Origin of the sequence: Campylobacter aviculae (assembly GCF_005406215.1) — a bacterium.
In the GTDB taxonomy this organism is placed as follows: domain Bacteria; phylum Campylobacterota; class Campylobacteria; order Campylobacterales; family Campylobacteraceae; genus Campylobacter_D; species Campylobacter_D aviculae.
The window spans coordinates 1-26,905 of sequence record NZ_NXMA01000016.1; the positions used below are offsets into that span (position 1 = coordinate 1).

Consider the following 26,905-nt stretch of genomic DNA (forward strand, 5'->3'; position numbering starts at 1 on the left):
CTCTGATGGAAGTGTGGATAAAGGTGGAGTTTTAATGGCTTTTTTAAATAATACTAATATAGCCACTTCTTTTGGAGCAGCGTTTTTAAGAGGTGAAACCAACCTACTTGGAAAATTAATGAATATTAATGGAGATATGAGCGAATCAGAATTAAAAGATTTCCATAATTTTATGAATGCAAATAAAATTCAAAGTGCTTTTTATAAAGATTCAAGCAGTCCTGATGAATGGAATCCTTTTGAAGAACGTTTTTCAATGCAACTTTACATTAAAAGAAGTCAGAACATAGGCAATAGCGAATTAGCACAACAAGCTAGAGATTTTGCTAAAGAATACAATGAATTAATCAATTCTAATATGAGCTTGAATGAGTTTAAAACTAAATATTTAGACTTTAAAGAAAGACACGATAAATTTGTAGAACAATTAACTACAGAAGAAAAAGCCAAAGGAATTGATTATAGTAGTGGACAAAGTATTTCAAATAATAAAAATAAAAAAACACAAGATGACAATACTCAAAAACCCTTCAAACCCATCCAAGTAGAAAGCAAAAACAAAGAAACCTATCAAAGTAAAGATACCAATGAACTCATAAAAAAACTTCTTGAAAATAAATTTGATTTAGCAAAAGAATTAGAAATTCTTTTTAATGTAAAAATAGATAATGACAATACAAATAACAATTCTAATACTAATGATAACAATTCCAACTCTAATTCCAATCATCTTAGTAAATTAAGTTCTAGAACTAAAACTAAACATAGAAGTGTGAATATTAAGGTTTAGAAGTTTGTTAAGTTTTTTGCTTAATAAAATAGAGTTTTGTTAAGTTTTATTGCAAGTATTTATTTTTTTGTTTTTAAAGATTAAATATTTAAATTATAGGAGTTGTTTTAACTCCTATTGAAATCGAATAACTTTTAATAAAGTGTCAGCAAGAATAGCAGGTTTTAAACTCATAAGCAGTAGGTCGTGCTTCAACTGGCCATACTTGTGTTTCAAATTTTAAATGCTGATAATCATTAATAAAAAGATCGCTCATTACAGGTTTTAAATAAGCATTATTGCGAATAAGTGCTTCTAAACTTCCTCTTAAAGTATGTGGGAGTTGTTCAATACCTTTTTCACGAATTTCATCTAAGGTTAAGTCGAATAAATTTTCATCCATTGGTCCAACAGGAATGGTTTTATTTTTTATTCCATCAAGACCTGCCATTAATAAACTCACAAAAGCAAGATATGGATTGGCTGTATTATCAGGAAAACGGATTTCAATACGAGCTGAATTTTTTTCTATCCCATAAGGTATGCGACAACTTGCACTTCTATTTTGACAAGAGTAGGTTAAAATGCAAGGAGCTTCAAAACCAGGAACTATTCTTTTATAAGAATTTGAACTAGGATTTGTGAAAGCAGCGACACTTCGAGCATTTTTTAAGATCCCGCCTATATAATGAGTAGCAGTTTGGCTTAAATGACCATATCCTTCTTTATCGTAAAATAAATTTGTTCCATTTTTCCATAAACTCATATGTACATGCATTCCACTTCCATTATCTCCATAGAGTGGTTTTGGCATAAATGTTGCAGTTTTTCCATTTAAATGGGCAACCATCTTGACAATATATTTATAAATTTGGACATTATCGGCAGCCTCTACGAGCGTATCATATTTTACTCCAATTTCTGCTTGACCTTGTGCAACTTCGTGATGATGGACAAAGGTTTTAAGTCCAACTTTTTCAAGGGTTTGTACCATTTCAGCTCTAATATCTACTAAAGAATCTACCGGTTGAACAGGAAAATATCCTCCTTTTTTGCGAGGTCTATGACCGGTATTATAGCTATCTATAAATTCTTTATCATCATTCCACTCACCTTCTTCGGTATCCACTTCATATTTTGAGCAGTGTGCTGTATCTACTATTTTTACACTATCAAAGATAAAAAATTCATTTTCCGGTCCAAAATAAGCTGTATCAGCTATATCGCTATCTTTAAGATATTGCATTGCTTTTTTCGCGATACTTCTTGGACATTTTTCATACATTTGTCCTTTGTAAATATCATATACATCGCAAAAAACTATAATTGTTGGATCTGCTGTAAAAGGATCTAAAAAGGCACTTTGCACATCAGGTTTTAAAATCATATCTGATTTTTCAATAGGTTGCCATCCTTGCAAAGAGCTTCCGTCAAACGGAATTCCTGTATTAAAAGTTTCTTTATCGATTGAATGGATATTGTAGGTAATGTGGTGCCAAGTTCCTATCATATCCGTAAAACGAAAATCCACAAAAATTACCTCATTTTGCTTACAAAAATTAAAAAATTCATCAATATTATTAACAAATTTGCTCATTATTTACTCCTTTATTTATTTATAGTTGGATTGTATCATATAATCTATTAAAATCGTTTTGTTTTTTACTTTTTTGATAAATTATTTTTTAAAGAGAATATTGCATTTTTGAAAATATTAATTTTTTAGATAAAACTAAAGAATTTATTATTTTAATTTTAGATAAATTTTATTATAATTCTCCCACTATGAAATAATTTTTTTAAATAAGTAAGGAATAAAATGACTCAAGAAGAACTTGATGCTTTGATGAATAGCGATGATGCAGATTCTGATAATTTAGAATTAGAGATTCAAAATGAGTCTGATTTGCAAAGTGATGAAGCACTAAAAGCGGAATCACAACAATTAGAAGATGCAAAAGTGTCTGGATATAGACCAAATCCTGATGTTGCATGGCCACCACCGCCACCGAGTCAAGAACACAAGGTAGTCCATCAATTAGATGATGTAACAAGAGATAGTGAGCAAAAAGCTACCGAGATGATGGAGAAGCTCGAGAATATTAATAACTTTTTTGCTGATTCTGAAGGATTGTTGGGTGAAATTGATAAGGTTTTAGATAAAAATATTGAAATTTTTTCTAGGTTAAATGAAAAATTTCCTAACGTCGAAAGTTTTAAAGAAGCTTTAGAATTAAATAGAGATGTTAAAAAAACAGGTGGAGAAATTATTAGTCATTTGCAAGATGGTCAAGATGAAGTAATGATGGCTATGGATTCAATGCAATATCAAGATATCCATCGTCAAAAAATAGAACGTGTTATTAATGTAATGCGTGCATTAAGCCATTATATGAATTCTTTATTTGAAGGTAAGATTGATGATAGTAAGAGAGTTGGTTCTGCGGTTCATATAGAAGGCGATAGCACTGCAGAAGTTGTAAGTAATGATGATATAGAGGCGTTGATCGCAAATTTAGGTAAAAAATGATTATTCCAGAGATCGTAGCTCCTGCTGGAAATTTTTCAAAATTAAAAATAGCCCTAGCTTATGGAGCCGATGCTGTTTATGCTGGAGTAAATAATTTTTCTTTACGTTCTCGCACTGCAAAAGAATTTAACTATGAAACTTTCGAAGAAGCTGTAAAATACACGCATAGCAGAGATAAAAAAATTTATGTTACTTTAAATGGTTTTCATTTAAGCGGTCAAGTAGAAGGTCTTAAGCGGCATATTTTAAAACTTCGCGACATGAGACCTGATGCTTTTATTATTGCATCAGTAGGGGCGATGAAGTTAGCAAACGAATTAGCACCAGAAATTCCTTTGCACGTTTCTACGCAAGCTAATGTTTTAAATTATCTTGATGCGCAAGTTTATAAAAATATAGGAGCTAAACGTATTGTAATTGCAAGAGAGTTAGGACTTAAAGACGCTAAAATTTTAAAAGAAAACTGTGATGTAGAATTAGAAGCTTTTGTCCATGGTTCTATGTGTTTTGCTTATTCTGGACGTTGTTTGATTAGCTCTGTTCAAAGTGGAAGAATGAGTAATCGTGGATCTTGTGCAAATGATTGTCGGTTTAATTATGAGCTTTATGCTAAAAATCCTGAAAATAATACGCTTTTTCGTTTAGAGGAAGATGAAAGCGGCACCCATGTTTTTAATTCTAAGGATCTTAATTTGTGTTCTTATATAGAAAAAATCATGCAAGAAAATTGTATCAGTGCTTTTAAAATAGAAGGACGTACCAAAAGTGAATATTATGTCGCACTTACTACAAGAACTTATAAGATGGCAATAAAAGATACTTTGGAAGGTAAATTTGATTCTAGCAAATATGAAAAAGAGATTTATACTCTTAAAAATCGCGGCTTTACAGACGGTTATTTAGTATCGCGTCCGTTAGAAAAAATAGATACTCAAAATCACAATACAAGCATAGAAGAGGGAAGTCATCAAGTACATGCTATTGTTACAGATGGTGAATATTTTAAGTGTAAAGGTAAAATAGTCCTAAACACTCCTTATGAAATTTTAACTCCATTGGGAGAAAGAATTGAAAATTGTGATAACGAGATTGGTAAAATTTACCAAAAAGATAACAAATATTTTGTAGAATTTAAAAAATTAACTACGAAAAACAATAAAGAATTAAGCGAAATTCATAGTGGAAATGAAAATGAAGTTAAAATGCCTATGAAAATTAGTAATTTTAGCTTTCTAAGAAAGGAAAATGAATGAAATTTGTTTCTATTTTGATGGGAAGTAAGAGTGATTATGAGATTATGAAAGAATCTACTAAAGTATTAGAAAATTTTGGAATAAAATATGAACTTATCATTACTTCAGCACATCGTAGCCCACAACGCACTAAAGAATATATAAAAAAAGCAGAAGAAAAAGGTGCTAAAGTTTTCATTGCTGCGGCAGGAATGGCAGCTCATTTGGCCGGAGCAGTTGCTGCCTATACCACAAAACCTGTTTTAGGTGTACCTATGCCAGGAAGTAATCTAGCAAGTATGGATTCACTTTTTTCAACTGTGCAAATGCCTAGCGGAATTCCAGTAGGAACTTTGGCTATTGGTAAAGCTGGAGCTCAAAATGCCGCTTATTTAGCTATACAAATTCTTGCCTTAAATGATGAAAAATTGGCAGATTCTTTAAAAGAAGATAGAAAAATAAAAGAAGAAAAGCTAGTAGCCGATTCTAAGGGCGTGGAAGTTTTATTATAAAGGATAAAAATGCAAACATATTTAGAGCTTGAGGAATTTTGCAAACTTGTGCATTTAAATGAAGATGTTGTTAAGGGTATGATGGCAAATGGTGCCTTAAATTTTAAAGAAGAAGAGGGTAAAATTTATATAGAAGCTAATCAGGGCACGTTTAGTGTTGTTCCAAGTGCTTCAAATTCTCAATCTGCCATGGTTAATTCTATGACTTTAGCCGGAGAAAGTTTTGTAGAAAAGACTATAGGTACAATTTTAAATTTGCATGAAAAAGTTTTAGATGCAAAAGATGAAACTTTAGAAGCCTTAAAAAACGAAAATAAATTTTTAAAAGACGCTCTTTATTCTATGCAAGAACTTTATGATGAAGATAGAAAAACAATAGAAACATTAAATAGTGAATTAAAACATGCAAGAGAAGAGATTGAATTCTTAAAACGTAAATATAAGCTTATGTGGAATAAAACTGCTGAGATTTTTGGAGCACAAGCTGAGCCTGATTTAGAGATGAAAAAAAATGAAAATAATGTAGAGAATAAAGAAGGTTAGAATGAATTTTTCCCAAATGATATTAAAATTGCAAGAATTTTGGCAACAGCAAGGCTGTGCTATTGTGCAACCTTATGATATGCCAGCGGGTGCTGGAACTTTTCATCCTGCTACTTTTTTAAGAAGTCTTGGAAAACAGCCTTGGGCTGTGGCTTACGTAGCACCCTCTCGTCGTCCAACAGATGGAAGATATGGAGAAAATCCAAATCGTTTAGGGGCTTATTATCAGTTTCAAGTTTTAATTAAACCAAGCCCGGAAAACATACAAGAACTTTATTTAAGAAGTCTTGAAAATTTAGGTTTTGATTTAAAAAGCCATGATATACGTTTTATAGAGGACAATTGGGAGAGTCCAAGCTTAGGAGCTTGGGGTCTTGGCTGGGAAGTTTGGCTTGATGGTATGGAAGTGACTCAATTTACTTATTTTCAGCAAGTTGGCGGTATTTCTGTAGATCTAGTCAGTGCTGAAATTACCTACGGGCTCGAAAGAATAGCTATGTACCTTCAAAACATTGATAATGTTTATGATATTGTTTGGAACGAATTTCAGGGCAAAGATATTAAATACGGCGATGTTCATAAGCAAAGCGAATACGAGTTTAGTAAATATAATTTTGAGATAAGTGATGTGGGATTTTTAAATCAGCAATTTGAAAATGCTTACAAGGAATGTAAAAATATCTTAGAGCAAGAATTAGTACTACCGGCTTATGATTATTGTATGTTAGCTGCACACACTTTCAATCTTCTTGATGCAAGAGGTGCTATTTCTGCAACACAAAGGCAAGATTATATGTTGAAAATTCGTGAGCTTTCTAAGAATTGTGCTCAGGTATATAAAAAATTAAATGAAACTGATTGAAATTTATAATTTTTTGGATAGTTTAAGTCCTTTTAGTAGTCAAGAGAGTTGGGATAATAGTGGTCTTTTGCTTGGAAACTACGAAGATGAAATCAATAAGATTTATGTTAGTCTTGATATAGATGAGCAGTTGATTGATAAAGCCGATTCTAATTCTTTATTTATCACTCATCACCCTCTAATTTTTAAAGGTTTAAAAGATTTAGCAAATTCGAGCTATCCTAGATCGTTTATTAAAAAAATGATAGAAAAAAATATAGCGTTAATTTCTATGCATACAAATTTTGATTTAAGTCATTTAAATTCTTATTTTGTTGAAGAAATTTTAGGTTTTGAAATAAATAAAAAAGATGAATTTTTAATTTATATTAAAAAACAAATAGATTTTTTTGATTTATGTCAATATTTAAAAGAAAAATTGAAATTAACTACTTTAAAGATCAGCTATTGTGGCAAAAAAAATATAAATTGTATTGCTATTTGTACCGGAAGTGGCGGGGATTTAATTTCTAAAATAAAAGAGGCAGATTGTTTTTTAAGCGGTGATTTTAAATATCATCAAGCTATGGAAGCAATAAGTAATAATTTAAATTTAATAGATTTAGGACATTTTGAAAGTGAGCATTATTTTTCGCAATGTTTAGCAAAAGACTTGAAAAATTTGCCACTAAAGGTTATAATATCAGTTTCAAAAAATCCATTTCAATATTTTTAAGGAATATATATGAATAAATATCTCGAACAATTAGTTCTTTTATCAAAAATAGATCAAGAAATTGACAGTTTTAATCCAAAAATAGAAAATATAAATAAAAGCTTAAGAGATGCTGAAAATAAGATTAATAAATTGAGTGTTCAGTTAAGTGATTTGGATTCTGATATTAAAGATATAGAAAATCAAAAAATTCAAAACAATGCACATATTGCTGAATTTTCCGCAAAAATTAAAGAGCTTAGCAAAAAAAGCGGAGCGGTTAAAACCGAAAAAGAAGCAAACGCTTTAAAAATTGAAGAAGATATTGCTAAAGAGCAGCTTGATGCGGCAAATGATGAAATCATTCGCTTGGATAAAATTTTAGAAAGTAAAGAAAATTTTAAAAAAGAACTCTTGGAAGAAAAGGCTAAAGAAGAAAAAAATATAGATGGAATAAAAAAAGATGTTAATTCTCAAATGGAAATTTTAGAAAAAGAAAGAATGGATATATATAATAAAAAGACTAAGCTTGTTGGAGATATAAATCAGAAAGTTTTAAGTTTTTATGAAAAAGTTAGAAAATGGGCTAAAAATACAGCAGTAGTTGCGGTTAAAAAACAAGCATGTTATGGATGTTTTATGAAAATTTATGATAAAACATATTTGGCTGTAATAAAGGGTGAAGAAATTGTAACCTGCCCACATTGTGGTAGAATTTTATATAAAGAGCAAGATAAAAAGAGTTGATTTTTTTTTATTATATTGTAATATGGATAGCTTTTATATTTTTTGCTATTCCTATTTTTATACTTTCTTTATTTAAAAAAAAATATAAAAGTAGTTTAAAAGCACGCTTTTTTTTATTTCAAAATACACATCAGCAAAAATCTGATGTGCATTTTCATGTTTGTTCTTACGGAGAAGCAAAAAGCATTAAACAGCTTGCTTTAAAATTTGATTCAAGAATTACTACTATAACTCAAACAGGTTTTGAGTGTGCTAGAGAATTTTGTAATAAAGTTAATTATCTTGCTTTTGAAAATTGGATACCAATTTGGCTGAAACCCTCAAAAGTTTTAGTCATTTTTGAGGCAGAGTATTGGTTGATGTTAATTTTTGTAGCAAAATTTCAAAGAAGTAAAATTATTTTGCTTAATGCCCGCATTTCAGATAAATCGTATAAGAATTATCAAAGATTTCGTTTTTTTTATAAAAAAATTTTTTTCTATATAGACGAGGTTTTTGCTCAAAGTAACACAGATAAAGATAGACTCGAAGAATTAGGTGCTAAAAACGTTAAAGTTATAAAAAATATTAAAGCAAATTTAGAAATTGTGCCAAATAAGCAATATTTTAAACCTAAAGAAAGATTAATCATTTTTGCAAGCACTCATGCAGGTGAGGAAGAATTGCTACTTAGACATTTTAATTTAAAATCAAATGAAAAGCTTATTATTGCACCAAGACACCCAGAACGTTTTTTAGAAGTTGAAAATTTACTTAAGAATAAGGGCTTAGAGTTTAATAAATTCAGTTTTTTAAAGACTCAAAATAAAAAATTTGATAAAAGTATTTTATTGCTTGATGCTTTAGGTGAGCTTGTTAATTTCTATGCTATTTCAGATGTGGTTGTACTCGGAGGATCTTTTTTAAAAAATATAGGTGGTCATAATCCCATTGAAGTGGCTTCTTTTGAAAATGTTTTAATATCGGGAATTTATATACATAATCAAAAAGTTCTGTTTAGTGAAGTTGAAAATGTTTATTTTTGCGACAATTTAAAAGAATTAGATTATCAAATTCATCATTCTAATCTAAAAGTAAAAATAAAAAAAAATAATGATTTATCAACAATATTACAAGCAATAGAGAAAGGGATTGATGCAAGAAAAAGCTTATAAAATTTTAGCTTCACAGGAAAATATTTCTAATCGTGAAGCCAAAGATTTGATAGATAAAGGATGTGTTTTTGCATGTGGAAAAAAAGTAGTCATTGCAAGGGCTTTAATGAGTAATAAAACAAAATTTAATGTTTTAAAAACAATAGATCCTCGAGTGATTTTTGAGGATGATAAAATTATTGCGATAAATAAGCCATATGGTTATATTAGTGAAGATCTTGAAAAAAAATTTTGTGCAAAATTACTTAATCGTATCGATAGAGAAACAAGTGGAATTATTTTACTTTGCAAGGATGAAAATTTTAGAAAACTTTGCATTGAGGAATTTAAAAGGCAAAAAGTTTATAAAAGCTATATAGCGGTTTTAGATGGAATTTTAGCAGAAGAAGTTGAAGTAAACGAGCCAATTTTAACCATTAAAACAAAAAGAGGAGCTTTAAGTAAAATTTCTAAAAATGGAATAAGTGCGTCTAGTCTATTTATTCCGATAATGATACAAGCTAAAAAAACTTTAGTAAAGATAATTATCAAAACAGGTAGAACTCATCAAATCAGAGTCCATGCCAAATTTCTTAATCATGGAATTATAGGGGATGAGAAGTACGCAAAGATTTCTAGCAATAGAATGTATTTGCATAGTTATGAAATTCAAATTTTGAATTATCAATTTAAAGCAGATTTGGATGATAGTTTTTCAAAATTAGGTTTCGAGATAAAAAGTTTGACTTTTTAAAGGCTTTTAAGAAAAAATTGTGTATAATGCGAATTTTGATTAAAATATAGAGAAAGGTGGTAAAGTGTTTGAATTAATCGGTGAATCTTTTAAATCAGCAATCAATAAACTACGATTTGTTGATGATGAAAAAGCACTTAAAAACGCTTTAGAAACCTTAAAAAAATCTCTTTTGAAAGCAGATGTACACCATAAAGTTGTTAAAGACTTGTTAGTTCTTGTTGAAGAGGATGTTAAAAAAAATGGTATAGGACAGAAACAATTCTTAAACGCTCTTAAAGTTAATTTAGAATATATCTTAAATGTTAATGGAAAAAATCAAGGATTTGTTTTTGCTCCAAAGCCACCAACAATTGTTTTAATGACCGGTTTGCAGGGTGGCGGAAAAACTACTTCTACAATTAAACTTGCAAATTACTTAAAACTTCGTAATAAAAAAGTTTTAGTTGCAGCTTGCGATCTTCAGCGTTTAGCAGCTGTGGAGCAACTAAAACAGCTTTGTAATACGAATGAAATCGAGCTTTTTTATATAGAAAATGAAACAAATCCTATAGAAGTAGCTAAAAAAGCATTGGAAAAGGTTAATAGCTCTATGGTTGATGTTTTATTGGTGGATACGGCAGGTCGTTTAGCTATTGATGAAATTTTAATGAACGAGTTAAAAGACATAAAAGAAGCTTTAAATCCTCATGAAGTATTTTATGTTGCGGATGCAATGAGCGGTCAAGATGGAGTAAAAACTGCAGCTAGTTTTAATGAAGCTTTGGGAATAACAGGGGTAATTTTATCTAAATTTGATGCAGATACTAAAGGAGGCGTTGCTTTAGGTATAGCTAAACAAATAGGAATTCCTTTGAGATTTATAGGTGTAGGCGAGAAAATAGCAGATTTAGAAATTTTTATACCTGATAGAATTGTAAGTCGTATTATGGGCGAGGGCGATTTAGCAACCCTAGCCGAAAAGACCGCAGCTATAATTGATGAAAAAGAAGCTAAAAAACTTAACCAGAAAATCAAAAAAGGTGAGTTTAATTTTAATGATTTTTTAAATCAAATGGAAAGCATAAAAAAGCTTGGTAGTATGAAGTCTCTTATAGGTATGATACCTGGACTTTCTAATATAAATTCTGAACTAAAAGATCTTGATCTTGATAATTCAAAAGAAATTTTACATATTAAAGCTATGATTTCCTCTATGACGCCAAAAGAGCGTGAGAATCCAGATTTGCTTAATAATGCTAGGAAACGTCGTATAGCAGAAGGTGCAGGTTTATCTCAAATAGAAGTGAATCGCTTTTTAAAACAATTTGCTAATGCAGCTAAACTCGCCAAAAGGTTTTCGGGAAAAAAGGGTATGGATAGTTTAATGCAGATGATGAGTCAAGCTAGAAGACAATTTTAAGATTTTATCTATGAGTATTTTTAAATATTTATAGATAAAATTTTTATTTTAAGGAGTAACAATGACAGTAATTAGACTTACAAGAATGGGAAGAACAAAAAGACCTTTTTATCGTATAGTGGTAACAGATAGCAGAAAACGTCGTGATGGTGGTTGGATAGAGAGTATTGGATATTATAATCCTATGGTAGAACCTGAAGTGATTAAATTTGATGCAGAACGCTTAGCTTATTGGAAAAGCGTGGGTGCAAAATTAAGTGATAAAGTTGCCTCAATTACTAGTAAATAACTATGGTTGAAAATTTTTTAAAGGAATATGCCAAGCTTATAGTAGATTGTCCAGATAAAATTTCAACTGAAAAAATAGAGCTTGGCGAAAATTTTGTTGAAATTATACTTTATGTGGATAAGGTAGATATCGGAAAACTTATTGGCAAAAATGGAAAAATGATCAATGCAATTAAAGATATTGCATCTGCTTTTAAAAGTAAGAGTGCAATGAGTTATCGTGTAACGGTTAAAGCACTTGAGTGAAAAAGATTTTATTCAGGTTGCAAGACTTGGAAAAACTATTGGACTTAAAGGTTATATCAAACTTCACAATCTTAGTGATTTTACTTCTCAATTTAAAAAAGGAACCTCTTTTTTTATTGAGAATGGTCAAAAAAAAATAATTATAAAATCTTACAATCATGCAAATTCTTCTGTATTGTTTGAAGAATATGAGAATGTTGAAAAATCAAAAGAGCTTGTTAATACAATTTTATATCAAAGTATCGAAATTACGCGAAAAACTTGTAAATTACAAAAAGATGAATTTTTTTATTTTGATATTTTAAAATGTCAAGTATTTTATGAAAATCAAAATTTAGGCAAGGTGAGTAATATTTTAGAAGTAGGAAGTACATTTTTATTTGAAATTCAAACGAGTGAAAACTTTGCTAAAAAATTTGCTAAAATTTTTTTTATTCCGTATATTGATAAATTTATAGATAATATAGATATAGAAAAAAAATCTATCTTTTGTACTCAAGATGCTTTTTTAATTTTGGAAAACTCATGAAATTTAGCTTTGTTTCTTTATTTCCTAACTTAATTCAATTCTATTTTGAGGATTCCATATTAGCACGAGCTAGAAAAAAAAATCTTTTTAAATTAGCATTTTTCAATCCAAGGGATTTTACTGCAAATTCTCATTGTAAAGTAGATGATTATAAAATAGGCGGTGGTTCTGGGCTTTTAATGCAGGTTGAGCCACTATACAACACCTTAAATTTCATTCAGTGTAATGAACATAATCCTCATTTTATTTTTTTAACTCCAAATGGAAAACTTTTTAATCAAAAAGATGCAAAACGTTTAAGCAAGAAAGATCATATTGTATTTGTATGTGGAAGATATGAAGGTATTGATGAAAGAGTGGTGGAAATTTTTGCTAACGAGGTTTTTAGTATAGGAGATTTTGTTTTAACCGGAGGAGAACTTCCAGCATTAACTCTATGTGATGCAATTTTAAGAAATGTGGATGGCGTTTTAGGCAATGCGGATAGTTTAAAAGAAGAGAGTTTTGAAGATGATTTACTAGAGGCCCCTTCTTTTTCAAAACCATTTATTTTCGAAAAAAAAATCAAATATTATACTCCTTCAGAGTTTTTAAAGGGTAATCACGCTAAAATTGCAGGTTTAAAAACTACTTTAGCGTTTTGCAAAACTAAATTTTTTCGTCCAGATTTATTTTTAGAGCATGAACGCAAAAAATAAGGGATTTTTTTATGAAAAATAAATATATAGAGCAATTTGAAGCTAAACAAATTGAAGGTAAAAACATTCCAGATTTTCGTGCTGGCGATACTTTAAAGCTTGCGATTCGAATAAAAGAAGGAGATAAAACAAGAATCCAAAATTTTGAAGGAGTTTGCATTGCTAGAAGAGGCAATGGGGTTGATGAAACTTTTATCGTTCGCAAGATTGGTGCCAATAATGTTGGCGTTGAGAGAATTTTTCCAATTTATAGTGAAAGTTTAGAAAGTATCAGTGTATTAAGAAGAGGTCGTGTCCGTAGAGCGAGATTATTCTATCTTAGAGATAGACGTGGTAAAGCGGCTCGTATTAAAGAATTAAAAAAATAATTCACAACAATTTTTGTTGTGAATTACGCTTTGTCTTCTATCTGAAATCTTTATATTATTCTTAAAATTATACCAAAGTGTTTATTTTTTTATAAAATCTTTAATAATTATGAAATTTATAAACATATAATTAGTTCGAGAATATTATAAAACGATAACAAACTTATTTTAACTTCAAAAATTTTGAAGCGTATTATGATTTGTAAATTTTTAGGGTAATGCTATATGATTTGGAGTAAAAGTTCTTGGAAAGAATATCCTATTAGACAGCAACCTATTTATCCTAGTCAGAAGGATTTAAATAGGGTTTTAACTAAACTTGAAAAACTTCCCCCTTTGGTTTTTGCAGGAGAGGTTGTCAAACTTCAAAATGCTTTAGCTAAAGTTTCTCGCAAAGAGGCTTTTTTACTTCAGGGCGGCGATTGTGCCGAAAGTTTTGGAAATTTTAGTGCAATCAATATACGTGATATGTTCAAAATTTTACTTCAGATGGCTATAGTTTTAACTTTTGCAGGAGGATGTCCAGTAGTTAAAGTTGGACGTATAGCTGGACAATTTGCAAAACCAAGAAGTAATGATTTTGAAGAGATTAATGGCGAAAAACTTCCAAGCTATCGAGGCGATATTATAAATGGTTTTGATTTTGATAAAAGTGCAAGAATTCCTGATCCTAACAGGATGATTGAAGCTTACTATCAAAGTGCTGCAACGTTGAATTTACTGCGTGGGTTTGCCAAAGGGGGTCTAGCGGATTTGCGTGAAGTGCATCGTTGGAATTTAAGATTTTTAAAAAAAAATAAATTGCATAAACAATATGCTAATATGAGTGAAAAAATTTCACAAACCCTAAATTTTATGGAAGCTTGCGGCATTAATATACAAAATACTCCTAGCTTAAAAGAAGTTGATATTTATACTTCTCATGAAGCCTTACTTTTACCCTATGAAGAAGCTTTGACAAGAGTGGATAGTTTAAGTGGAGAAATATATGATTGTTCTGCTCATATGTTATGGATAGGTGAAAGAACCAGATCGCTTGATGAAGCTCATGTTCATTTTTTAAGCGGAGTAAAAAATCCCTTAGGAATCAAAATAGGCCCAAGTGTTAATATTGAAGATATTATCGCATTAGCAAATACTTTAAATCCAAACAATGAAGAAGGTAGGTTGAATATTATTTTTCGTATGGGGGCTGAAAAAATTGCTTGTAATTTGCCAAAAATTTTTTCCAAACTTAAAAATGAAGGATTGAACTTAATTTATAGTATTGATCCTATGCATGGAAATATTACAAAAGTCGGAAATTATAAGACGCGTGAATTTGATAAAATTATTCTAGAGGTAAAGAATTTTTTTGAAATTGCAATGAGTGAAGGAGTTTATGCTGGAGGAGTGCATCTTGAAATGACAGGACAAGATGTTACAGAATGCATGGGTGGTTCATGCAATGTTACAATGCAAAATTTGAATAAACGTTATGAAACTCAATGCGATCCAAGGTTGAATGCAGATCAAGCTTTAGAACTCGCGTTTTTAATCGCGGATTTATTAAAAAGGAGTAGAGAATGTTAAATTTTTATGGTATAAAAAATTGTAATAGTGTTAAAAAAGCACAAGACTTTTTATATAATAAAAAGATTAAATTTGAATTTATTGATATTAAAAAATTAGATGAGAAAACTTTAGATGATTGGTTTAGTAAAAGAGAAATTGTAGAATTTATAAATACAGCTGGTATAACCTCCAAAAAGCTTGGGTTAAATAAGGATAAAATTGCAAATTCGGATCAAAATGATTTAAAGCAAATTGTATTAGAACATCCAAGTTGCATTAAACGTCCAATAATAGATAAAAACGGACAAATTTACATAGGGAAAGAATATGAGAATTTGTAAGCTTTTATGCAATTTATTATAATTTTTGCTTCTAAATTTCAAGAAAGTTTTAAAATATAGAAATTTTTATTGATTTCAACAAAGCATAAAATTTTTATGCTTTGTTGATAAGTTTAACTATCTCCCCATCGTGAGGAAATCTTTCGCTTTCACAATTAATCAATTGTGTTTTAGAAAAAATAATTTTAGAATCAACTTCCACAATAAAATCGCCTTTATTTCCAACCACAAATTCAATTTTTGCATCTTCAAATTTATTCTTTAACTCTTCTGCAACCCTTGCAGCTTGTGGGCGATAGTTTCAAAGACTACAATAAGTAATTTTAATTTCCATTTTACTCTACCTCATTTTGATGTTTTGATATTATTATATTATAATTTTACATAATTTATCTTTTAAAATAATTTCTTAGAAATTCAGCGATAAAAAAATATAATTTTATATAGCTATAGAATTTCAAGGATAAATAATGGGTCAATTTACACATCTGCATTTACATACCGAATATTCTTTGCTTGATGGTGCAAATAAACTTAAAGAATTGGCTAAAACTTTAAAAGAACAAGGTGCTACAAGTGTGGCAATGACAGACCATGGTAATATGTTTGGAGCAATTGATTTTTATCAAACCATGCGTTCAGAGGGTTTAAAGCCTATTATAGGTATCGAAGCTTATTTGCATAATCATGAAGATATTTCTGATAAAAGTTCTCGTCAGCGTTTCCATCTTTGTTTATATGCAAAAAATGAAATTGGGTATCAAAATTTGATGTATTTAAGTTCTCAAAGTTATATTAAAGGTTTGTACTATTATCCACGAATAAATAAAAAACTTTTAGAAAAGCATAGTGAAGGGCTTATTTGCTCTTCAGCTTGTTTGCAAGGTGAAGTAAATTGGCATTTAAATACTTATAGTGAAAGAAATGTTCGCTTTGGTGCCAAGGGTTATGAAGTGGCAAAGGAAGTTGCTTTATGGTATAAAAGTGTTTTTGGCGATGATTTTTATTTTGAAATTATGCGTCATGGCATTCAAGATCAAAGAATGATAGATGATGATATCATAAGACTTTCTAAGGAATTAAATATAAAAATTATTGCTACAAATGATACACATTATACCTTTAAAGAAAGAGCCGCCGCACATGAAGTTTTTATGTGTATTGCTATGGGAAAAAAACTGAATGATCCTGACCGTTTGCGTCATAGCGTTCATGAGTTTTATGTAAAATCTCCAACACAGATGAGTGAGCTTTTTGCTGATATACCAGAAGCTATTGAAAATACGCAAGAAATTGCTAATAAATGTAATCTTGAGCTTAATTTAGGAAATCCAACTCCTCCGAATTTTAAGTTTGCAAGAGAATATGCTAAAGAATATGAGATTGATTTACCTTATAAAGAACAAGAATTTAATTTTGATAATGATGATATAGTTTTTGAAACTTTGTGCCGCAAAGGTTTAAATGAGAGACTTGAATTTATAGATAAAAACAAGCATCAAATTTATAAAGATAGATTAGAGCTTGAGATTAAAATCATTAAAAATATGAAATTTTCCGGCTATATGCTTATAGTCCATGATTTTATTAAGATGGCAAAGGATAAGGGAATTCCAGTGGGTCCTGGAAGAGGTTCGGCTGCTGGGAGTTTGGTTTCATATTCTTTAAAGATTACAGATTTAGATCCTATTCCTTATAATTTACTTTTTGAGCGTTTTTTAAATCCTGAACGTGTTTCAATGCCTGATATTGACGTTGATTTTTGTCAAGATCGAAGGGGAGAGGTTATTGATTATGTTATTGATAAATATGGGGCTGATAAGGTAGCACAAGTTATTACTTTTGGTAAGCTTTTGGCACGTGGGGTTATTAGAGATGTTGCTAGGGTTTGCGATATGAGTATTTCTGATGCAGATGAGCTTGCAAAGCTTATTCCAGAAGAGCTTAAAATTACTTTAGATTCTGCCTATGATAAAGAGCCAAAGATTAAAGAATTTATAGAACGTCACCCTAAAGGTCATGAAGTATGGGAATACGCTAAAGCTTTGGAAGGACTTAATCGTAATGCAGGTATGCATGCGGCTGGAGTGGTGATTTCTAATGAGAGTTTATGGAAAAAAACACCTCTTTTTAGGCAAAGCAAGAATGATGAAAGACATTTAGTGACTCAATATTCTAAAGATCATTTGGAAGATGTAGATTTAATTAAATTTGACTTTTTAGGTTTGAAGACTTTAACTTTGATTGATAATGCAATTAAGCTTATAAAAAAACGCTATAACAAAGACATACTTTGGGAAGCTATCGATTTAAATGATATTAAGGTTTATAAAACAATACAAAGCGGGAATACTTTAGGAATTTTCCAAATAGAATCGGGCGGAATGCAAAGTTTAAATACAAGATTAAAACCAGAACGTTTTGAAGATATTATAGCAGTTTTAGCGCTTTATCGTCCAGGACCTATGGAATCAGGAATGCTTGATGATTTTATAGACAGAAAACACGGGCTTAAAAAAATAGAATATCCTTTTGATGAGTTAAAGGAAGTTCTTGAACCAACTTATGGTGTTATAGTATATCAAGAACAGGTTATGCAAATAGTGCAAATTATAGGCGGATTTTCTTTGGGCAGCGCTGATGTTGTTCGTCGTGCTATGGGTAAAAAAGATCCTGAAAAAATGAAAAAACTTAAAAGCGAATTTGCCGATGGAGCCCAAAAGCAAGGATATGATCGTTTAAAGGCCGAAGAACTTTGGGAATTGATTGTTAAATTTGCCGGTTATGGTTTTAATAAATCACATTCCGCGGCTTATGCACTCATTACTTTTCAAACGGCTTATTTGAAAACTTATTACCCTAGTGAATTTATGGCAGCCTTACTTACTAGTGAGGAAAATAATGTCGATAAAATAGCCGTTTATATTGATGAGATGAAAAAAATGAATATTAAGCTTTTGCCTCCTTCTGTTAATAAAGCTATACGTGAATTTAGTGCAGTAAAACAAGAAGATGGAAGAGATGCTATCGTTTATGGACTAGGTGCTATTAAAAGTGTAGGAATTCCAGCGGTTGAAAATGTTCTTGAAGCAAGAGAACGTGGAGATTTTAAAGATATCAATGATTTTTTAAATAGAATTGAACCCGCTAAAATTAATAAAAGAACTTTAGAAAGTCTTATTAAGGCAGGAGCTTTTGATGAATTTGGTTATACGAGAAAATGTTTGTTTGATAATATAGAAAATCTTTCAGAAAGCTCTCGTAAAATGGCAGAAGTTAGAAAAAATGCAACCAGTTCTCTCTTTGGAGAAGATGAACTTTCTACAGGTCTACAGGCGAATTTGGTAGTTAAAGATGAAGAATTTGAAATTATAGAAAAACTTAATTTTGAAAAAGAAATTTTAGGAATTTATGTTTCAGGACACCCTTTGGATCGTTGTTATGAAAAATTTAAAAATATTGATTATGTAAAGAGTATAGATTTTACATCTCTTAAGGGCAATGGTGAGATTTTAAGTATAGGTAAAATTGAAAATTTTAAAACTATGATGAGTAAAAACAATAAACGCTACGGAAGGCTTGAAATTTTAGATTTTTATTCTACTTTTGAGACTACTGTTTTTGAGTCGAATATAGAAGAGATTGAAAGTATTTTTAAGGATCAAAATCTCAAAAATGAAGCTTACGGATTTTTCTTAAATTACAAATCTGACGAAGGTAAAATAGATAGTCTTGCTTTAAAGTCAATTAAAAAAATAGAGGAATTAAATGAAGGAGATTTTAAGGCAGTTAAGAAATTTGCAACTAAAAAATCAACTCAAGAAAATAAAGAATTTATAACAGATCCTAAAGATTTTGAAAATAATATTATAGAGCTAGATCTTTCTAGATTGAATCGAGAATTGATTTATGAAATTCATGATATTGCAAGAAACGCGCACAATCCAAACGAAAAAGGAAATAAAAAACTCGTTTTAAAAATTATCAGCACAGGATCTTGTTTGCTTTATCATACAGATTTCGTTATATCCGATAGCATTAGTCAAAAAATAATCAATAAATATGCAGGGTAAAGAAGTGAAGATTAGTTTTTAAATAAAATACTTCCAAGTCTAACCATGTTAGATCCACATTGAATAGCAAGTTCAAAATCATTACTCATTCCCATCGAGCAAATTCTTGCCCCATATTTTTGCAATGCTTCGTAAATTTTAAATGTTTTTTCAAAACTTTTTTTTATTTGATCTTGATCTTGACTGTGCGATCCTATACTCATAACCCCGCAAAGATTTAGATTTGGACATTTTTCTTGAATTTGTAAATATTCTTCTATTGCTTTATTTAAATCAATTCCACTCTTGCTTTCTTCATTGGCACTATTAATTTCGAGCAAAGTATCAAGTTTGTAATCAAGTCTTTTATTTACAGCTTCTGCAATTTTCAAACCATTGCAAGAATGCCAAAGTATAGGATTTTGTTTGATTAAAAGATTGATTTTATTGCTTTGTAATGTTCCTATAAAATGCCATTTAATATCTAATTTTTGATCATCAAGAATTTCTTTTTTTTGAGCTAGAGCTTGAACTTGATTCTCTCCGAAGTCAGTGATCCCTAAGTAGAAAAATTTTTTAATTGTATCAGAATTTACATATTTGCTTGCAGCAACTAAATGAATATTTTTTGTTTTTTCTAAAATTTGTTCCAAATTATTCATAAAGCAATTTTGCAAATAAAGCCTTATAAAAAGGCTTTATAAATATTGAAAGTTATTGTAATAAGCTAGCAATTTTGCTTTGTAATTGCATATTTGATTGAGCAGCAGCAAAAGCAGCAGCATTTTCTTTTAGATAATTAGCATTAAAGTCATTGACATTCTTTGCCATATCATTATTAAGCAAATTATTTTCAGCCGCTTTAGTGTTAATGCTGTTTTGCACACTAGAATTAATATTGGAAGTTATAGCATTGATTCCTGATCCAATTTCACTTCTAAGACTTCCAAGCTGATCCATAAAGGTAGTGATGCTATCTTGATCGTCTATGCTAAGTCCATCTGTAGAGAGTGAATTTAAATTCGTAGTCTCAGTTCCGCTACCAACGACAAAATCCATAGTTTGAAATACATTTTTTCCATTATAAGTCGCATTGTTAAAAGAATCATTAATAGAATCTTGAATTCGTGTAGCTTCTGTTCTTAACATACCTTTTTGAGAGTCATTTAGAGCAGCATTATTCATTCTAACTGAAAGCTCGTTTAGTCTATCAGCACTTTGGGAAATGTTAGTTAAGCTAGCATCGGCAATTTGCAAAACCCCAATTGCATCATAGGCATTTGCAACACCTTGATCTATAGTACTTGATTGCGATCTTAAAGAATCAGCAATAGCTAAATTTGCACTATCAACTCCACTAATAGCACGAACCGCAGCAATATTTTCTAAAGCCTTATCACTAGCTTTTTGAGCATTATTTAAATAATAATTTTGTTGCATCATAGTCGCATCAGAGATTACCATAGCCTACTCCTTAAATATAATTTTTCTAAGTATATCATTTTTTTGTTATTTTAAAGCTTAAAAAATATAAAAATATTTGCATTATTAGAATAATTTTAATTGTAATTTCGCTTGCATTATGAATGCTTGCAAAATTAGAACTAGTAGTAGCTTGTTCTCCTAGTGTTTGCATAGCAACTATTTGATTTGTAAAATAGAATACAAATATCAAACTCAATATTAAAATCAGTATACTTAACATTAGTTTTGAAAATTTTAATTGAAATTTAGCTTGATCTTTAAAATAAGATAAAATTTCAAATAATACATTTATACTTGAGATGATAATTAATAACTGACCCATTTTTATAAAAATTTGCGTCATTAAAATTCCACTTTGAAAATGACTTAAAACATTTTCACCGATAAAACTTTGCGGATAAAAAATGGTGGGAGCAACTACTATTCCAAGTATAAGCTCAACTCCTATCATGATTGCAAGTAAAAGTAAATTAATAGCTTTTAGCAAAGTATAACCTTGTTGATATTTTTTATTTTTTGTAATCTTAACAAGATAAAATTAGCATTTGGTAAATTTAGCAACAAAAGCACGATCATATCCAAGTTCATCTTTAAAAAATAAACCTTCAAAATCATATTTATTTAAAATTTTATTTAAAATTTCTTTTTGATCATAGCCAAATTCACAAGCTAAAAATTTTACTTTTTTTGATTTGCTAAATTGAATTATTTTTTCTAAAATTTCATATCCTTTTTCTCCGCCAAATAAAGCCTCTTTAGGTTCACTTTGTACCCAAATGTCAATAGGGTAAGAATTTTTTATATAAGGCGGATTGGAAAAAATAAAATCATAATTATCTTTTAAAGAATTGAAATCACAAAGCTTAAAATTGATTTGTTTTTCAACCCCATAAATTTTTGCATTTTCTTTGGCAATTTCTAAAGCTTTAGAATTAATATCGCAAGCTGTAATATCGATCCCTAATTCTTTAGCTAAAATAATACTCAAAATTCCACTGCCAAATCCTATTTCTAAAATATTTTGAAATTGATAAGTTTTGCACAAATTTAAAATTTGAGTTAATAGGATTTCTGTGTCATATCTAGGAATTAACACTCCTTTGTTTATTTTAAATTCTAAACCCCAAAAATTAGCTTTCTTAAAAAGATATTCAAAGGGCTCTCCTTTGCTAAAACGATCTATAAGGTCAAAGTAATTTTTTGGATCGAAATCAAAATTCTGGTTTAAAAAAAGCCAAGTTTTGTCTTTTTTTAAATATTCACAAAGTATGAAAATGGCTTCATCTTTGTGATTAAGAAGTTTGGATTTTGCTTGTTTTATAGCCTCTTTTATAATCAAGAAAGGGCCTTGATTCTATCATAAATACTTGGATGACTAAGATAAAAAAAGGTATAAATTTTACTTGTTTTAATAAAAGCTTTATTTTCTTTAGCTAATGCTAAAAGTGCGTTTTTCATATCTTCTTTACTTGTTACTTTAGCTCCATGCAAATCAGCAGCAAATTCATTTTTTCTGCTTATAAAATTCAACAAAGGCGAGATTAAAAAGCTAAAAATATTGCCAAAAATTAACAATAACGCAAATACTCCAGCATTCACATTTTCCAAATGAGCTTCTAGATATAGATTTTGAGGCAAATGTGCAAAAATGAAAAAAAGCAAAAAAACCATAAAGGCACTATTAAATAAATTTTTTACAATATCCTTATGAACAAAATGTCCAAGTTCATGTCCTAAAACAGCCAATAGCTCCTTTTCGCTTAAAGCTTTTAGCAGAGTGTCAAAAAGTACTACTCTTTTATTTTTAAAAAGACCTCCAAAATAAGCATTGAGTCTTTTATCCCTTTTACTTGCATCTATTACATAAATTCCATTTGCATAAAAGCCGCATTTTTGCATTAAAGATGAAATTTTGTTTTGCAAATTTTCATCTTCTAGTTTTTGAACTTTATTAAAAATAGGAGCAATTAAAGTAGGATAAATAAGATTTATAATTAAAATAACAAAGAATGAAAAAATAAAAGCAGCAATCCACCATAACGAGTTAAAAAAATCATAACAAAAAAGTAAAGCATAAATGATTAAAAAGCCAAATATTAACGTTAAGAGAATAGTTTTGAAAAAATCTTGAATAAAAATTTTTAAAGTCATATTTGAAAATCCGTGAGCTTTATCTTTTACAAAATATTCATAAAGATTAATAGGTAAATTTACAATACTTGTTATAATTAAAAATGCTAACAAGAATAGGGTGTTTTCAAGTCGCGAATTTTCTTCGATAAAAAATTCTCTAAGGTAATAAAAACCAAACCAAATCCAAGCAGTATTGATCACAAACGTAAATAAATTAGAAAAGAGTTTAAATTTTTCATTTTCTATAGCAATATCAGCAGCAACTATATAGTCATTTTCGCTTAGAATTTGAGCTTTTTTATACTTTTCTTGTTTTAAAAAGCAAATTTGTTTATAAGAAATTAAGGATAGTAATATTGTATAAAAAAATAAAATCGCAACTAAAATCATATTTTTCCTCTAATAAACATTTTTTTGGCAATTTTAACTTAAAATTAATGAAATAAAGTTAATAATTTTTAAGAAATTTATTCATATAATAATTTTTATTTAAATTTCTTCTATAATTTGAGGAGTTGAGAATGTTTAAGAAAAAAAACACTCAAAAACAGATTTTAAAAACTAAAATCTCATTTAATGATGCGATTTTGGATGATAGACTTTTTGAATTTACAAAAAAAGTTCAAAAAATTAGCAAAAATGAAGATTCGGCGAGTCTACTTGCTCGACAATTAAGCAGACTTATTAAAGCCAATAAATATTAATCACTGCATTTTTTCTTAGGACGAAATATATTAATAATCTCATCGTTATTTTCTATATAAGCACCACCAATTAGATCTATACAATACGGAATAGCTGGAAATACAGGTTTTAAACACTCCATTATAGCTTTAGGGTTTCCAGGAAGATTGATAATGAGAGTTTGGTTGCGAATTCCTGCCGTTTGTCTTGAAAGTATAGCGGTAGGAACAAATTTTAGACTTTCTAAACGCATAAGTTCTCCAAATCCAGGCATCATTTTATCACACACAGCTTCAGTAGCTTCTGGTGTTACATCACGTAATGCTGGTCCTGTACCTCCGCTTGTGATAATCAAATCACATTTTTTTTCATCTGTTAAATAAAGTAATTTTTTTATAATCAAATCATAATCATCGGGAATTAATTCTTTAAAATAGTTAATTTTATTTTTTATAAAAGAGTTTAATATTCTTTCAATTTCATCTGTTGCTTTATCTTCATATATTCCACTACTAGCACGATCGCTGAGTGTTAAAATTCCAATTTTAATTATGTCCATCTTTCTTCCTTAATTTACGTATCTGTGATTAAAGCCATCCTTTTTTTTTGAAAAAGACTACAGGCAATATAATGGAAATTACCATAATAAAAAGCACAATAGGATAAGCATAATGAAGTCCAAGTTCGGGCATAAATTTAAAGTTCATTCCATAAATTGTACCTATTAGAGTTGGTGGCATCATGGCAACCGTTGCAACTGTAAAGAGTTTGATAATTTTATTTTGTTCTATATTGACTTGACTTGCTAAAATAGTTTGTATATTATCTAAAATATTAAGTTGAGAAACACTAAATTCTACTAGAGAATTTAAATCTTTAAGAACTATGGTTAAATTTTGCTTAATATCTCTATCTATTTTATCACTCTTTAGCAAGGAAGTCATTGCCCTGCGTTTATCGAAAAGAGAATCCCTTACACGCATATTTAGCTCTTGTAAGCTTGAAATATCTTTTAACATTTCATCATAGCTATATTCGTCTTTTTTTTCCAAAACACTTATTCTTAAACGTCTTGCTTCTTTATCTATCCATTCAAGTAAATCAGCATCTTTTTCTACGCGTACTTCAAACATTTTGTCGATGATATCATAACCATCTTCAAAATTTTTAGGACTAGCAAGAATTCTAGCTTGAATTTCTTCAAAAGTACTAAATTCATTATATCTTATTGTAAATAAAATATTTTTAGTAGTTGTAAAAGTAACTATTTCTGTACTAAGTTTAATGGAATTTGTATCGTTTTTATTATATTTATCATCCTTTACTAAAAAATGTGCATTAATTGTAATAGTTGTATTATCTTCCCAATATTTTGCACTGAGTTCTATTTCTTCACTTTCTTCCTTGGTTGGAAATTCAAGCGTAAATTGATTTGCAATGAAGGTAATTTCAGATGTGCTTGGATGAAGCAAATCTATCCATAAAATATTTTCGGGTAATTTTTGTATAGTTTCATCCAAATTAAAACAAATTCTCTGAACTAAAGCATTTTGTGCTTTTGTGTAAATATAAAGCATAATTATTCCTTTAGAACATTGTAATCTTTATTCGCTTATTATTTCTTTACATAATATCTCATTGAAAACTTAATTTATTTTTGGAAAAATATAAATTTTAATTTTTTAAAAAAATTTTATTTTAAATCATATTTTTCAATAAGTTTATCATACGCACCATCAGCTTTTAACTCTTGTATACCCTTGTTAAATTTAGCTAAAACTTCTTTGTGTTTATCTTTATCAAAGGCAAAACTAAAACCCTCACTATCATCATCTTCTTGATAGAAATTTACTAGTTCTGGATTTTCAGCAAGAAATCCTTTTCCCGCATCTTGATCTATGACAATAGCATCAATTTTATTATTTTTTAGTGCTAAAATTGCAATGTTTAAATCTTTATTACTTTGAATTTCTGTATCTTTGATTTTTCTTGCGGTATTTTCTTGTAAAGTTCCAAGCTGTACCCCTATTTTTTTACCTTCTAAGTCTTCTTTTGTATTTATTTTATCATTAGTTTTTAACTTAATATAAAGATTTTTACTTTTAAAATAAGGTTGAGTAAAATCAACATTTTGTCTTCTTTCATCAGTTGCGCTCATAGCAGAGGCAATCATATCTATTTTTCCCGCTTTTAAAGCCGGAATTAGACCATCAAAATTAGTTTCAACCCAAGTAATTTTAATACCATTTTTTTTAGCAATTTCTTCTACTAAATCTACATCAAATCCTGTGAGTTTAGAATCTATTTTATAATCAAATGGTTTATAATTAGTAGCAATTCCAACCTTTAAATCCGTCATAACTGTAGATAAATTTTTAGCAGAATTATCGCCACAACCACTTGCCAATAGAGCCATTAATGCAATTGTTAAAAATTTGAATATTTTTTTCATAGACTTACTTCCCTTCTTAATTAAAGAATATCAGAATTTTAAATTTCAGCTCAGATTCTAGCATTTGTTTGTTTATATTTTTATTAATATCTTAAAAAATCATTAAAAAACAGTTTTATTGATCGCAAATTCCTAGCTATGTTTTTCTTTAAAGTATAGCATTAGGAGCAAATTTAACACACTATTTCCAAAACTCAACTAAATTAAAGTAAAATTTATTCTTATGATATGATTCATTCCTTAAAAAAGCTAAAAATTTTTATTTTAAATCATATTTTTCAATAAGTTTATCATACGCACCATCAGCTTTTAACTCTTGTATACCCTTGTTAAATTTAGCTAAAACTTCTTTGTGTTTATCTTTATCAAAGGCAAAACTAAAACCCTCACTATCATCATCTTCTTGATAGAAATTTACTAGTTCTGGATTTTCAGCAAGAAATCCTTTTGCGACATCTTGATCCATTATAATTATATCTACTTTATTATTTTTTAATGCCATAATCGCAATGTTTAAGTGTCCGCTACTCTGAATTTTTGCATTTTTGATTTTTTTTGCGGCATATTCTTGTGAGCTTCCAAGCTGCACCCCTATTTTTTTACCTTCTAAGTCTTCTTTTGTATTTATTTTATCATTAGTTTTTAACTTAATATAAAGATTTTTACTTTTAAAATAAGGTTGAGTAAAATCAACATTTTGTCTTCTTTCATCAGTTGCGCTCATAGCAGAGGCAATCATATCTATTTGTCCCGCTTTTAAAGCCGGAATTAGACCATCAAAATTAGTTTCAACCCAAGTAATTTTAATACCATTTTTTTTAGCAATTTCTTCTACTAAATCTACATCAAATCCTGTGAGTTTAGAATCTATTTTATAATCAAATGGTTTATAATTAG

30 protein-coding genes and 1 pseudogene are annotated in these 26,905 nt (G+C 29.2%); 20 read left to right on the forward strand and 11 right to left on the reverse strand.

All coding sequences use genetic code 11. The annotated features are described in order from the left end of the window. Positions 1 to 790, forward strand: a pseudogene (locus CQA76_RS09085) (hypothetical protein); the annotation flags it as partial. A 145-nt stretch (positions 791 to 935) separates the two neighbouring features. Here the strand turns inward: CQA76_RS09085 and glnA are convergent. Then, a complete protein-coding gene (glnA, locus tag CQA76_RS07770) occupies positions 936 to 2,366 on the reverse strand; it encodes a type I glutamate--ammonia ligase (RefSeq protein ID WP_137622836.1) in 1,431 nt (476 codons plus the stop codon). Positions 2,367 to 2,588: 222 nt separating this feature from the next. Between glnA and CQA76_RS07775 the strand changes: the two genes are divergently transcribed. From CQA76_RS07775 to CQA76_RS07855, 17 genes are all read left to right on the forward strand, one after another. After that, positions 2,589 to 3,299, forward strand: a complete 711-nt coding sequence (locus CQA76_RS07775) for a chemotaxis protein (protein ID WP_137622837.1) — start codon at positions 2,589 to 2,591, stop codon at positions 3,297 to 3,299. Next, on the forward strand, positions 3,296 to 4,552 hold the full coding sequence (locus tag CQA76_RS07780) for a peptidase U32 family protein (RefSeq protein ID WP_137622838.1): 1,257 nt from the start codon (positions 3,296 to 3,298) through the stop codon (positions 4,550 to 4,552). Before CQA76_RS07775 ends, CQA76_RS07780 begins: the two co-directional genes overlap by 4 nt. Next, on the forward strand, positions 4,549 to 5,043 hold the full coding sequence (gene purE, locus CQA76_RS07785) for a 5-(carboxyamino)imidazole ribonucleotide mutase (RefSeq protein WP_137622839.1): 495 nt from the start codon (positions 4,549 to 4,551) through the stop codon (positions 5,041 to 5,043). Before CQA76_RS07780 ends, purE begins: the two co-directional genes overlap by 4 nt. Before the next feature lie 9 nt (positions 5,044 to 5,052). Further along, positions 5,053 to 5,586, forward strand: a complete 534-nt coding sequence (locus tag CQA76_RS07790; RefSeq protein WP_137622840.1) for a DUF3972 domain-containing protein — start codon at positions 5,053 to 5,055, stop codon at positions 5,584 to 5,586. Between the two features lies 1 nt (position 5,587). Then, positions 5,588 to 6,448, forward strand: coding sequence for a glycine--tRNA ligase subunit alpha (gene glyQ / locus CQA76_RS07795; RefSeq protein ID WP_137622841.1), 861 nt, complete (start codon positions 5,588 to 5,590; stop codon positions 6,446 to 6,448). Then, entirely contained in the window at positions 6,435 to 7,163 is a 729-nt protein-coding gene (locus tag CQA76_RS07800; RefSeq protein WP_137622842.1) for a Nif3-like dinuclear metal center hexameric protein, read from the forward strand. The genes glyQ and CQA76_RS07800 overlap by 14 nt, the downstream gene beginning before the upstream one ends. Positions 7,164 to 7,172: 9 nt before the next feature. Next, a complete protein-coding gene (locus CQA76_RS07805) occupies positions 7,173 to 7,889 on the forward strand; it encodes a zinc ribbon domain-containing protein (RefSeq protein ID WP_137622843.1) in 717 nt (238 codons plus the stop codon). Beyond that, positions 7,886 to 9,043: a lipid IV(A) 3-deoxy-D-manno-octulosonic acid transferase gene (gene waaA / locus CQA76_RS07810; protein WP_137622844.1), complete on the forward strand. Its 1,158-nt coding sequence runs from the start codon at positions 7,886 to 7,888 to the stop codon at positions 9,041 to 9,043. The genes CQA76_RS07805 and waaA overlap by 4 nt, the downstream gene beginning before the upstream one ends. Continuing rightward, positions 9,024 to 9,776, forward strand: a complete 753-nt coding sequence (locus CQA76_RS07815; protein WP_137622845.1) for an RluA family pseudouridine synthase — start codon at positions 9,024 to 9,026, stop codon at positions 9,774 to 9,776. The genes waaA and CQA76_RS07815 overlap by 20 nt, the downstream gene beginning before the upstream one ends. A 64-nt stretch (positions 9,777 to 9,840) precedes the next feature. After that, entirely contained in the window at positions 9,841 to 11,178 is a 1,338-nt protein-coding gene (gene ffh / locus CQA76_RS07820) for a signal recognition particle protein (protein WP_137622846.1), read from the forward strand. A gap of 61 nt (positions 11,179 to 11,239) precedes the next feature. Beyond that, positions 11,240 to 11,467 carry a 30S ribosomal protein S16 gene (gene rpsP / locus CQA76_RS07825; protein ID WP_004277416.1) on the forward strand — a complete coding sequence of 76 codons (228 nt, stop codon included), beginning with the start codon at positions 11,240 to 11,242 and terminating at the stop codon, positions 11,465 to 11,467. 2 nt (positions 11,468 to 11,469) lie between these two features. Beyond that, a complete protein-coding gene (locus CQA76_RS07830) occupies positions 11,470 to 11,712 on the forward strand; it encodes a KH domain-containing protein (protein WP_137622847.1) in 243 nt (80 codons plus the stop codon). Continuing rightward, entirely contained in the window at positions 11,705 to 12,241 is a 537-nt protein-coding gene (rimM, locus tag CQA76_RS07835) for a ribosome maturation factor RimM (RefSeq protein WP_137622848.1), read from the forward strand. The genes CQA76_RS07830 and rimM overlap by 8 nt, the downstream gene beginning before the upstream one ends. Then, complete coding sequence (gene trmD, locus CQA76_RS07840; RefSeq protein WP_137622849.1) at positions 12,238 to 12,939, forward strand: tRNA (guanosine(37)-N1)-methyltransferase TrmD; 702 nt, start codon at positions 12,238 to 12,240, stop codon at positions 12,937 to 12,939. Before rimM ends, trmD begins: the two co-directional genes overlap by 4 nt. A gap of 11 nt (positions 12,940 to 12,950) precedes the next feature. Beyond that, positions 12,951 to 13,307: a 50S ribosomal protein L19 gene (gene rplS, locus CQA76_RS07845; protein WP_137622850.1), complete on the forward strand. Its 357-nt coding sequence runs from the start codon at positions 12,951 to 12,953 to the stop codon at positions 13,305 to 13,307. A 228-nt stretch (positions 13,308 to 13,535) separates the two neighbouring features. Continuing rightward, positions 13,536 to 14,879, forward strand: a complete 1,344-nt coding sequence (locus tag CQA76_RS07850; RefSeq protein WP_137622861.1) for a class II 3-deoxy-7-phosphoheptulonate synthase — start codon at positions 13,536 to 13,538, stop codon at positions 14,877 to 14,879. Continuing rightward, positions 14,873 to 15,202, forward strand: a complete 330-nt coding sequence (locus CQA76_RS07855; protein ID WP_137622851.1) for an ArsC/Spx/MgsR family protein — start codon at positions 14,873 to 14,875, stop codon at positions 15,200 to 15,202. The genes CQA76_RS07850 and CQA76_RS07855 overlap by 7 nt, the downstream gene beginning before the upstream one ends. Before the next feature lie 94 nt (positions 15,203 to 15,296). On the opposite strand, the gene CQA76_RS09310 is transcribed toward CQA76_RS07855, so the two are convergent. Beyond that, positions 15,297 to 15,536: a SelT/SelW/SelH family (seleno)protein gene (locus CQA76_RS09310; protein ID WP_269747350.1), complete on the reverse strand. Its 240-nt coding sequence runs from the start codon at positions 15,534 to 15,536 to the stop codon at positions 15,297 to 15,299. A gap of 136 nt (positions 15,537 to 15,672) precedes the next feature. On the opposite strand from CQA76_RS09310, the gene dnaE reads away from it, so the two are divergent. Then, the gene (dnaE, locus tag CQA76_RS07865; RefSeq protein WP_137622852.1) at positions 15,673 to 19,275 is read left to right on the forward strand and encodes a DNA polymerase III subunit alpha; all 3,603 of its coding nucleotides are present in this window, start codon (positions 15,673 to 15,675) and stop codon (positions 19,273 to 19,275) included. 11 nt (positions 19,276 to 19,286) lie between these two features. Here dnaE and CQA76_RS07870 read toward each other — a convergent pair whose 3' ends face one another. The 5 genes from CQA76_RS07870 to CQA76_RS07890 are packed head-to-tail and all read right to left on the reverse strand — an operon-like array spanning position 19,287 to position 23,262. Continuing rightward, positions 19,287 to 19,916 (reverse strand): YggS family pyridoxal phosphate-dependent enzyme, encoded by a 630-nt coding sequence (locus tag CQA76_RS07870; RefSeq protein ID WP_137622862.1) that lies wholly within the window; start codon positions 19,914 to 19,916, stop codon positions 19,287 to 19,289. 52 nt (positions 19,917 to 19,968) lie between these two features. Further along, positions 19,969 to 20,718, reverse strand: coding sequence for a flagellin C (gene flaC, locus CQA76_RS07875; protein ID WP_137622853.1), 750 nt, complete (start codon positions 20,716 to 20,718; stop codon positions 19,969 to 19,971). 34 nt (positions 20,719 to 20,752) lie between these two features. After that, positions 20,753 to 21,226 carry a DUF4149 domain-containing protein gene (locus CQA76_RS07880; RefSeq protein ID WP_269747351.1) on the reverse strand — a complete coding sequence of 158 codons (474 nt, stop codon included), beginning with the start codon at positions 21,224 to 21,226 and terminating at the stop codon, positions 20,753 to 20,755. A 51-nt stretch (positions 21,227 to 21,277) separates the two neighbouring features. Beyond that, positions 21,278 to 22,078, reverse strand: a complete 801-nt coding sequence (locus CQA76_RS07885) for a HemK/PrmC family methyltransferase (RefSeq protein ID WP_137622854.1) — start codon at positions 22,076 to 22,078, stop codon at positions 21,278 to 21,280. Next, positions 22,075 to 23,262 carry a M48 family metallopeptidase gene (locus CQA76_RS07890; protein WP_137622855.1) on the reverse strand — a complete coding sequence of 396 codons (1,188 nt, stop codon included), beginning with the start codon at positions 23,260 to 23,262 and terminating at the stop codon, positions 22,075 to 22,077. Before CQA76_RS07890 ends, CQA76_RS07885 begins: the two co-directional genes overlap by 4 nt. A gap of 131 nt (positions 23,263 to 23,393) precedes the next feature. On the opposite strand from CQA76_RS07890, the gene CQA76_RS07895 reads away from it, so the two are divergent. After that, positions 23,394 to 23,576: a molybdenum cofactor biosynthesis protein gene (locus CQA76_RS07895; RefSeq protein ID WP_137622856.1), complete on the forward strand. Its 183-nt coding sequence runs from the start codon at positions 23,394 to 23,396 to the stop codon at positions 23,574 to 23,576. Here CQA76_RS07895 and mog read toward each other — a convergent pair. The 4 genes from mog to CQA76_RS07915 form a co-directional block, all read right to left on the reverse strand. Beyond that, entirely contained in the window at positions 23,573 to 24,115 is a 543-nt protein-coding gene (gene mog, locus CQA76_RS07900) for a molybdopterin adenylyltransferase (protein ID WP_137622857.1), read from the reverse strand. The two genes, CQA76_RS07895 and mog, sit on opposite strands and share 4 nt — an antisense overlap. A gap of 28 nt (positions 24,116 to 24,143) precedes the next feature. Next, positions 24,144 to 25,133, reverse strand: a complete 990-nt coding sequence (corA, locus tag CQA76_RS07905; protein ID WP_137622858.1) for a magnesium/cobalt transporter CorA — start codon at positions 25,131 to 25,133, stop codon at positions 24,144 to 24,146. Positions 25,134 to 25,249: 116 nt separating this feature from the next. Beyond that, on the reverse strand, positions 25,250 to 26,008 hold the full coding sequence (locus tag CQA76_RS07910; protein WP_137622859.1) for a transporter substrate-binding domain-containing protein: 759 nt from the start codon (positions 26,006 to 26,008) through the stop codon (positions 25,250 to 25,252). Positions 26,009 to 26,267: 259 nt separating this feature from the next. Beyond that, positions 26,268 to 26,905 (reverse strand): transporter substrate-binding domain-containing protein (locus CQA76_RS07915; protein ID WP_137622860.1); only part of this gene is annotated, 638 nt, incomplete at its 5' end.

Coding starts and splice junctions, on each gene's coding strand:
- glnA (WP_137622836.1), bottom strand. CDS start 2,366: ATGAGCAAATTTGTTAATAATATTGATGAATTTTTTAATTTTTGTAAG.
- CQA76_RS07775 (WP_137622837.1), top strand. CDS start 2,589: ATGACTCAAGAAGAACTTGATGCTTTGATGAATAGCGATGATGCAGAT.
- CQA76_RS07780 (WP_137622838.1), top strand. CDS start 3,296: ATGATTATTCCAGAGATCGTAGCTCCTGCTGGAAATTTTTCAAAATTA.
- purE (WP_137622839.1), top strand. CDS start 4,549: ATGAAATTTGTTTCTATTTTGATGGGAAGTAAGAGTGATTATGAGATT.
- CQA76_RS07790 (WP_137622840.1), top strand. CDS start 5,053: ATGCAAACATATTTAGAGCTTGAGGAATTTTGCAAACTTGTGCATTTA.
- glyQ (WP_137622841.1), top strand. CDS start 5,588: ATGAATTTTTCCCAAATGATATTAAAATTGCAAGAATTTTGGCAACAG.
- CQA76_RS07800 (WP_137622842.1), top strand. CDS start 6,435: ATGAAACTGATTGAAATTTATAATTTTTTGGATAGTTTAAGTCCTTTT.
- CQA76_RS07805 (WP_137622843.1), top strand. CDS start 7,173: ATGAATAAATATCTCGAACAATTAGTTCTTTTATCAAAAATAGATCAA.
- CQA76_RS07815 (WP_137622845.1), top strand. CDS start 9,024: ATGCAAGAAAAAGCTTATAAAATTTTAGCTTCACAGGAAAATATTTCT.
- rpsP (WP_004277416.1), top strand. CDS start 11,240: ATGACAGTAATTAGACTTACAAGAATGGGAAGAACAAAAAGACCTTTT.
- CQA76_RS07830 (WP_137622847.1), top strand. CDS start 11,470: ATGGTTGAAAATTTTTTAAAGGAATATGCCAAGCTTATAGTAGATTGT.
- trmD (WP_137622849.1), top strand. CDS start 12,238: ATGAAATTTAGCTTTGTTTCTTTATTTCCTAACTTAATTCAATTCTAT.
- rplS (WP_137622850.1), top strand. CDS start 12,951: ATGAAAAATAAATATATAGAGCAATTTGAAGCTAAACAAATTGAAGGT.
- CQA76_RS07855 (WP_137622851.1), top strand. CDS start 14,873: ATGTTAAATTTTTATGGTATAAAAAATTGTAATAGTGTTAAAAAAGCA.
- dnaE (WP_137622852.1), top strand. CDS start 15,673: ATGGGTCAATTTACACATCTGCATTTACATACCGAATATTCTTTGCTT.
- CQA76_RS07870 (WP_137622862.1), bottom strand. CDS start 19,916: ATGAATAATTTGGAACAAATTTTAGAAAAAACAAAAAATATTCATTTA.
- flaC (WP_137622853.1), bottom strand. CDS start 20,718: ATGGTAATCTCTGATGCGACTATGATGCAACAAAATTATTATTTAAAT.
- CQA76_RS07890 (WP_137622855.1), bottom strand. CDS start 23,262: ATGATTTTAGTTGCGATTTTATTTTTTTATACAATATTACTATCCTTA.
- CQA76_RS07895 (WP_137622856.1), top strand. CDS start 23,394: ATGTTTAAGAAAAAAAACACTCAAAAACAGATTTTAAAAACTAAAATC.
- mog (WP_137622857.1), bottom strand. CDS start 24,115: ATGGACATAATTAAAATTGGAATTTTAACACTCAGCGATCGTGCTAGT.
- corA (WP_137622858.1), bottom strand. CDS start 25,133: ATGCTTTATATTTACACAAAAGCACAAAATGCTTTAGTTCAGAGAATT.
- CQA76_RS07910 (WP_137622859.1), bottom strand. CDS start 26,008: ATGAAAAAAATATTCAAATTTTTAACAATTGCATTAATGGCTCTATTG.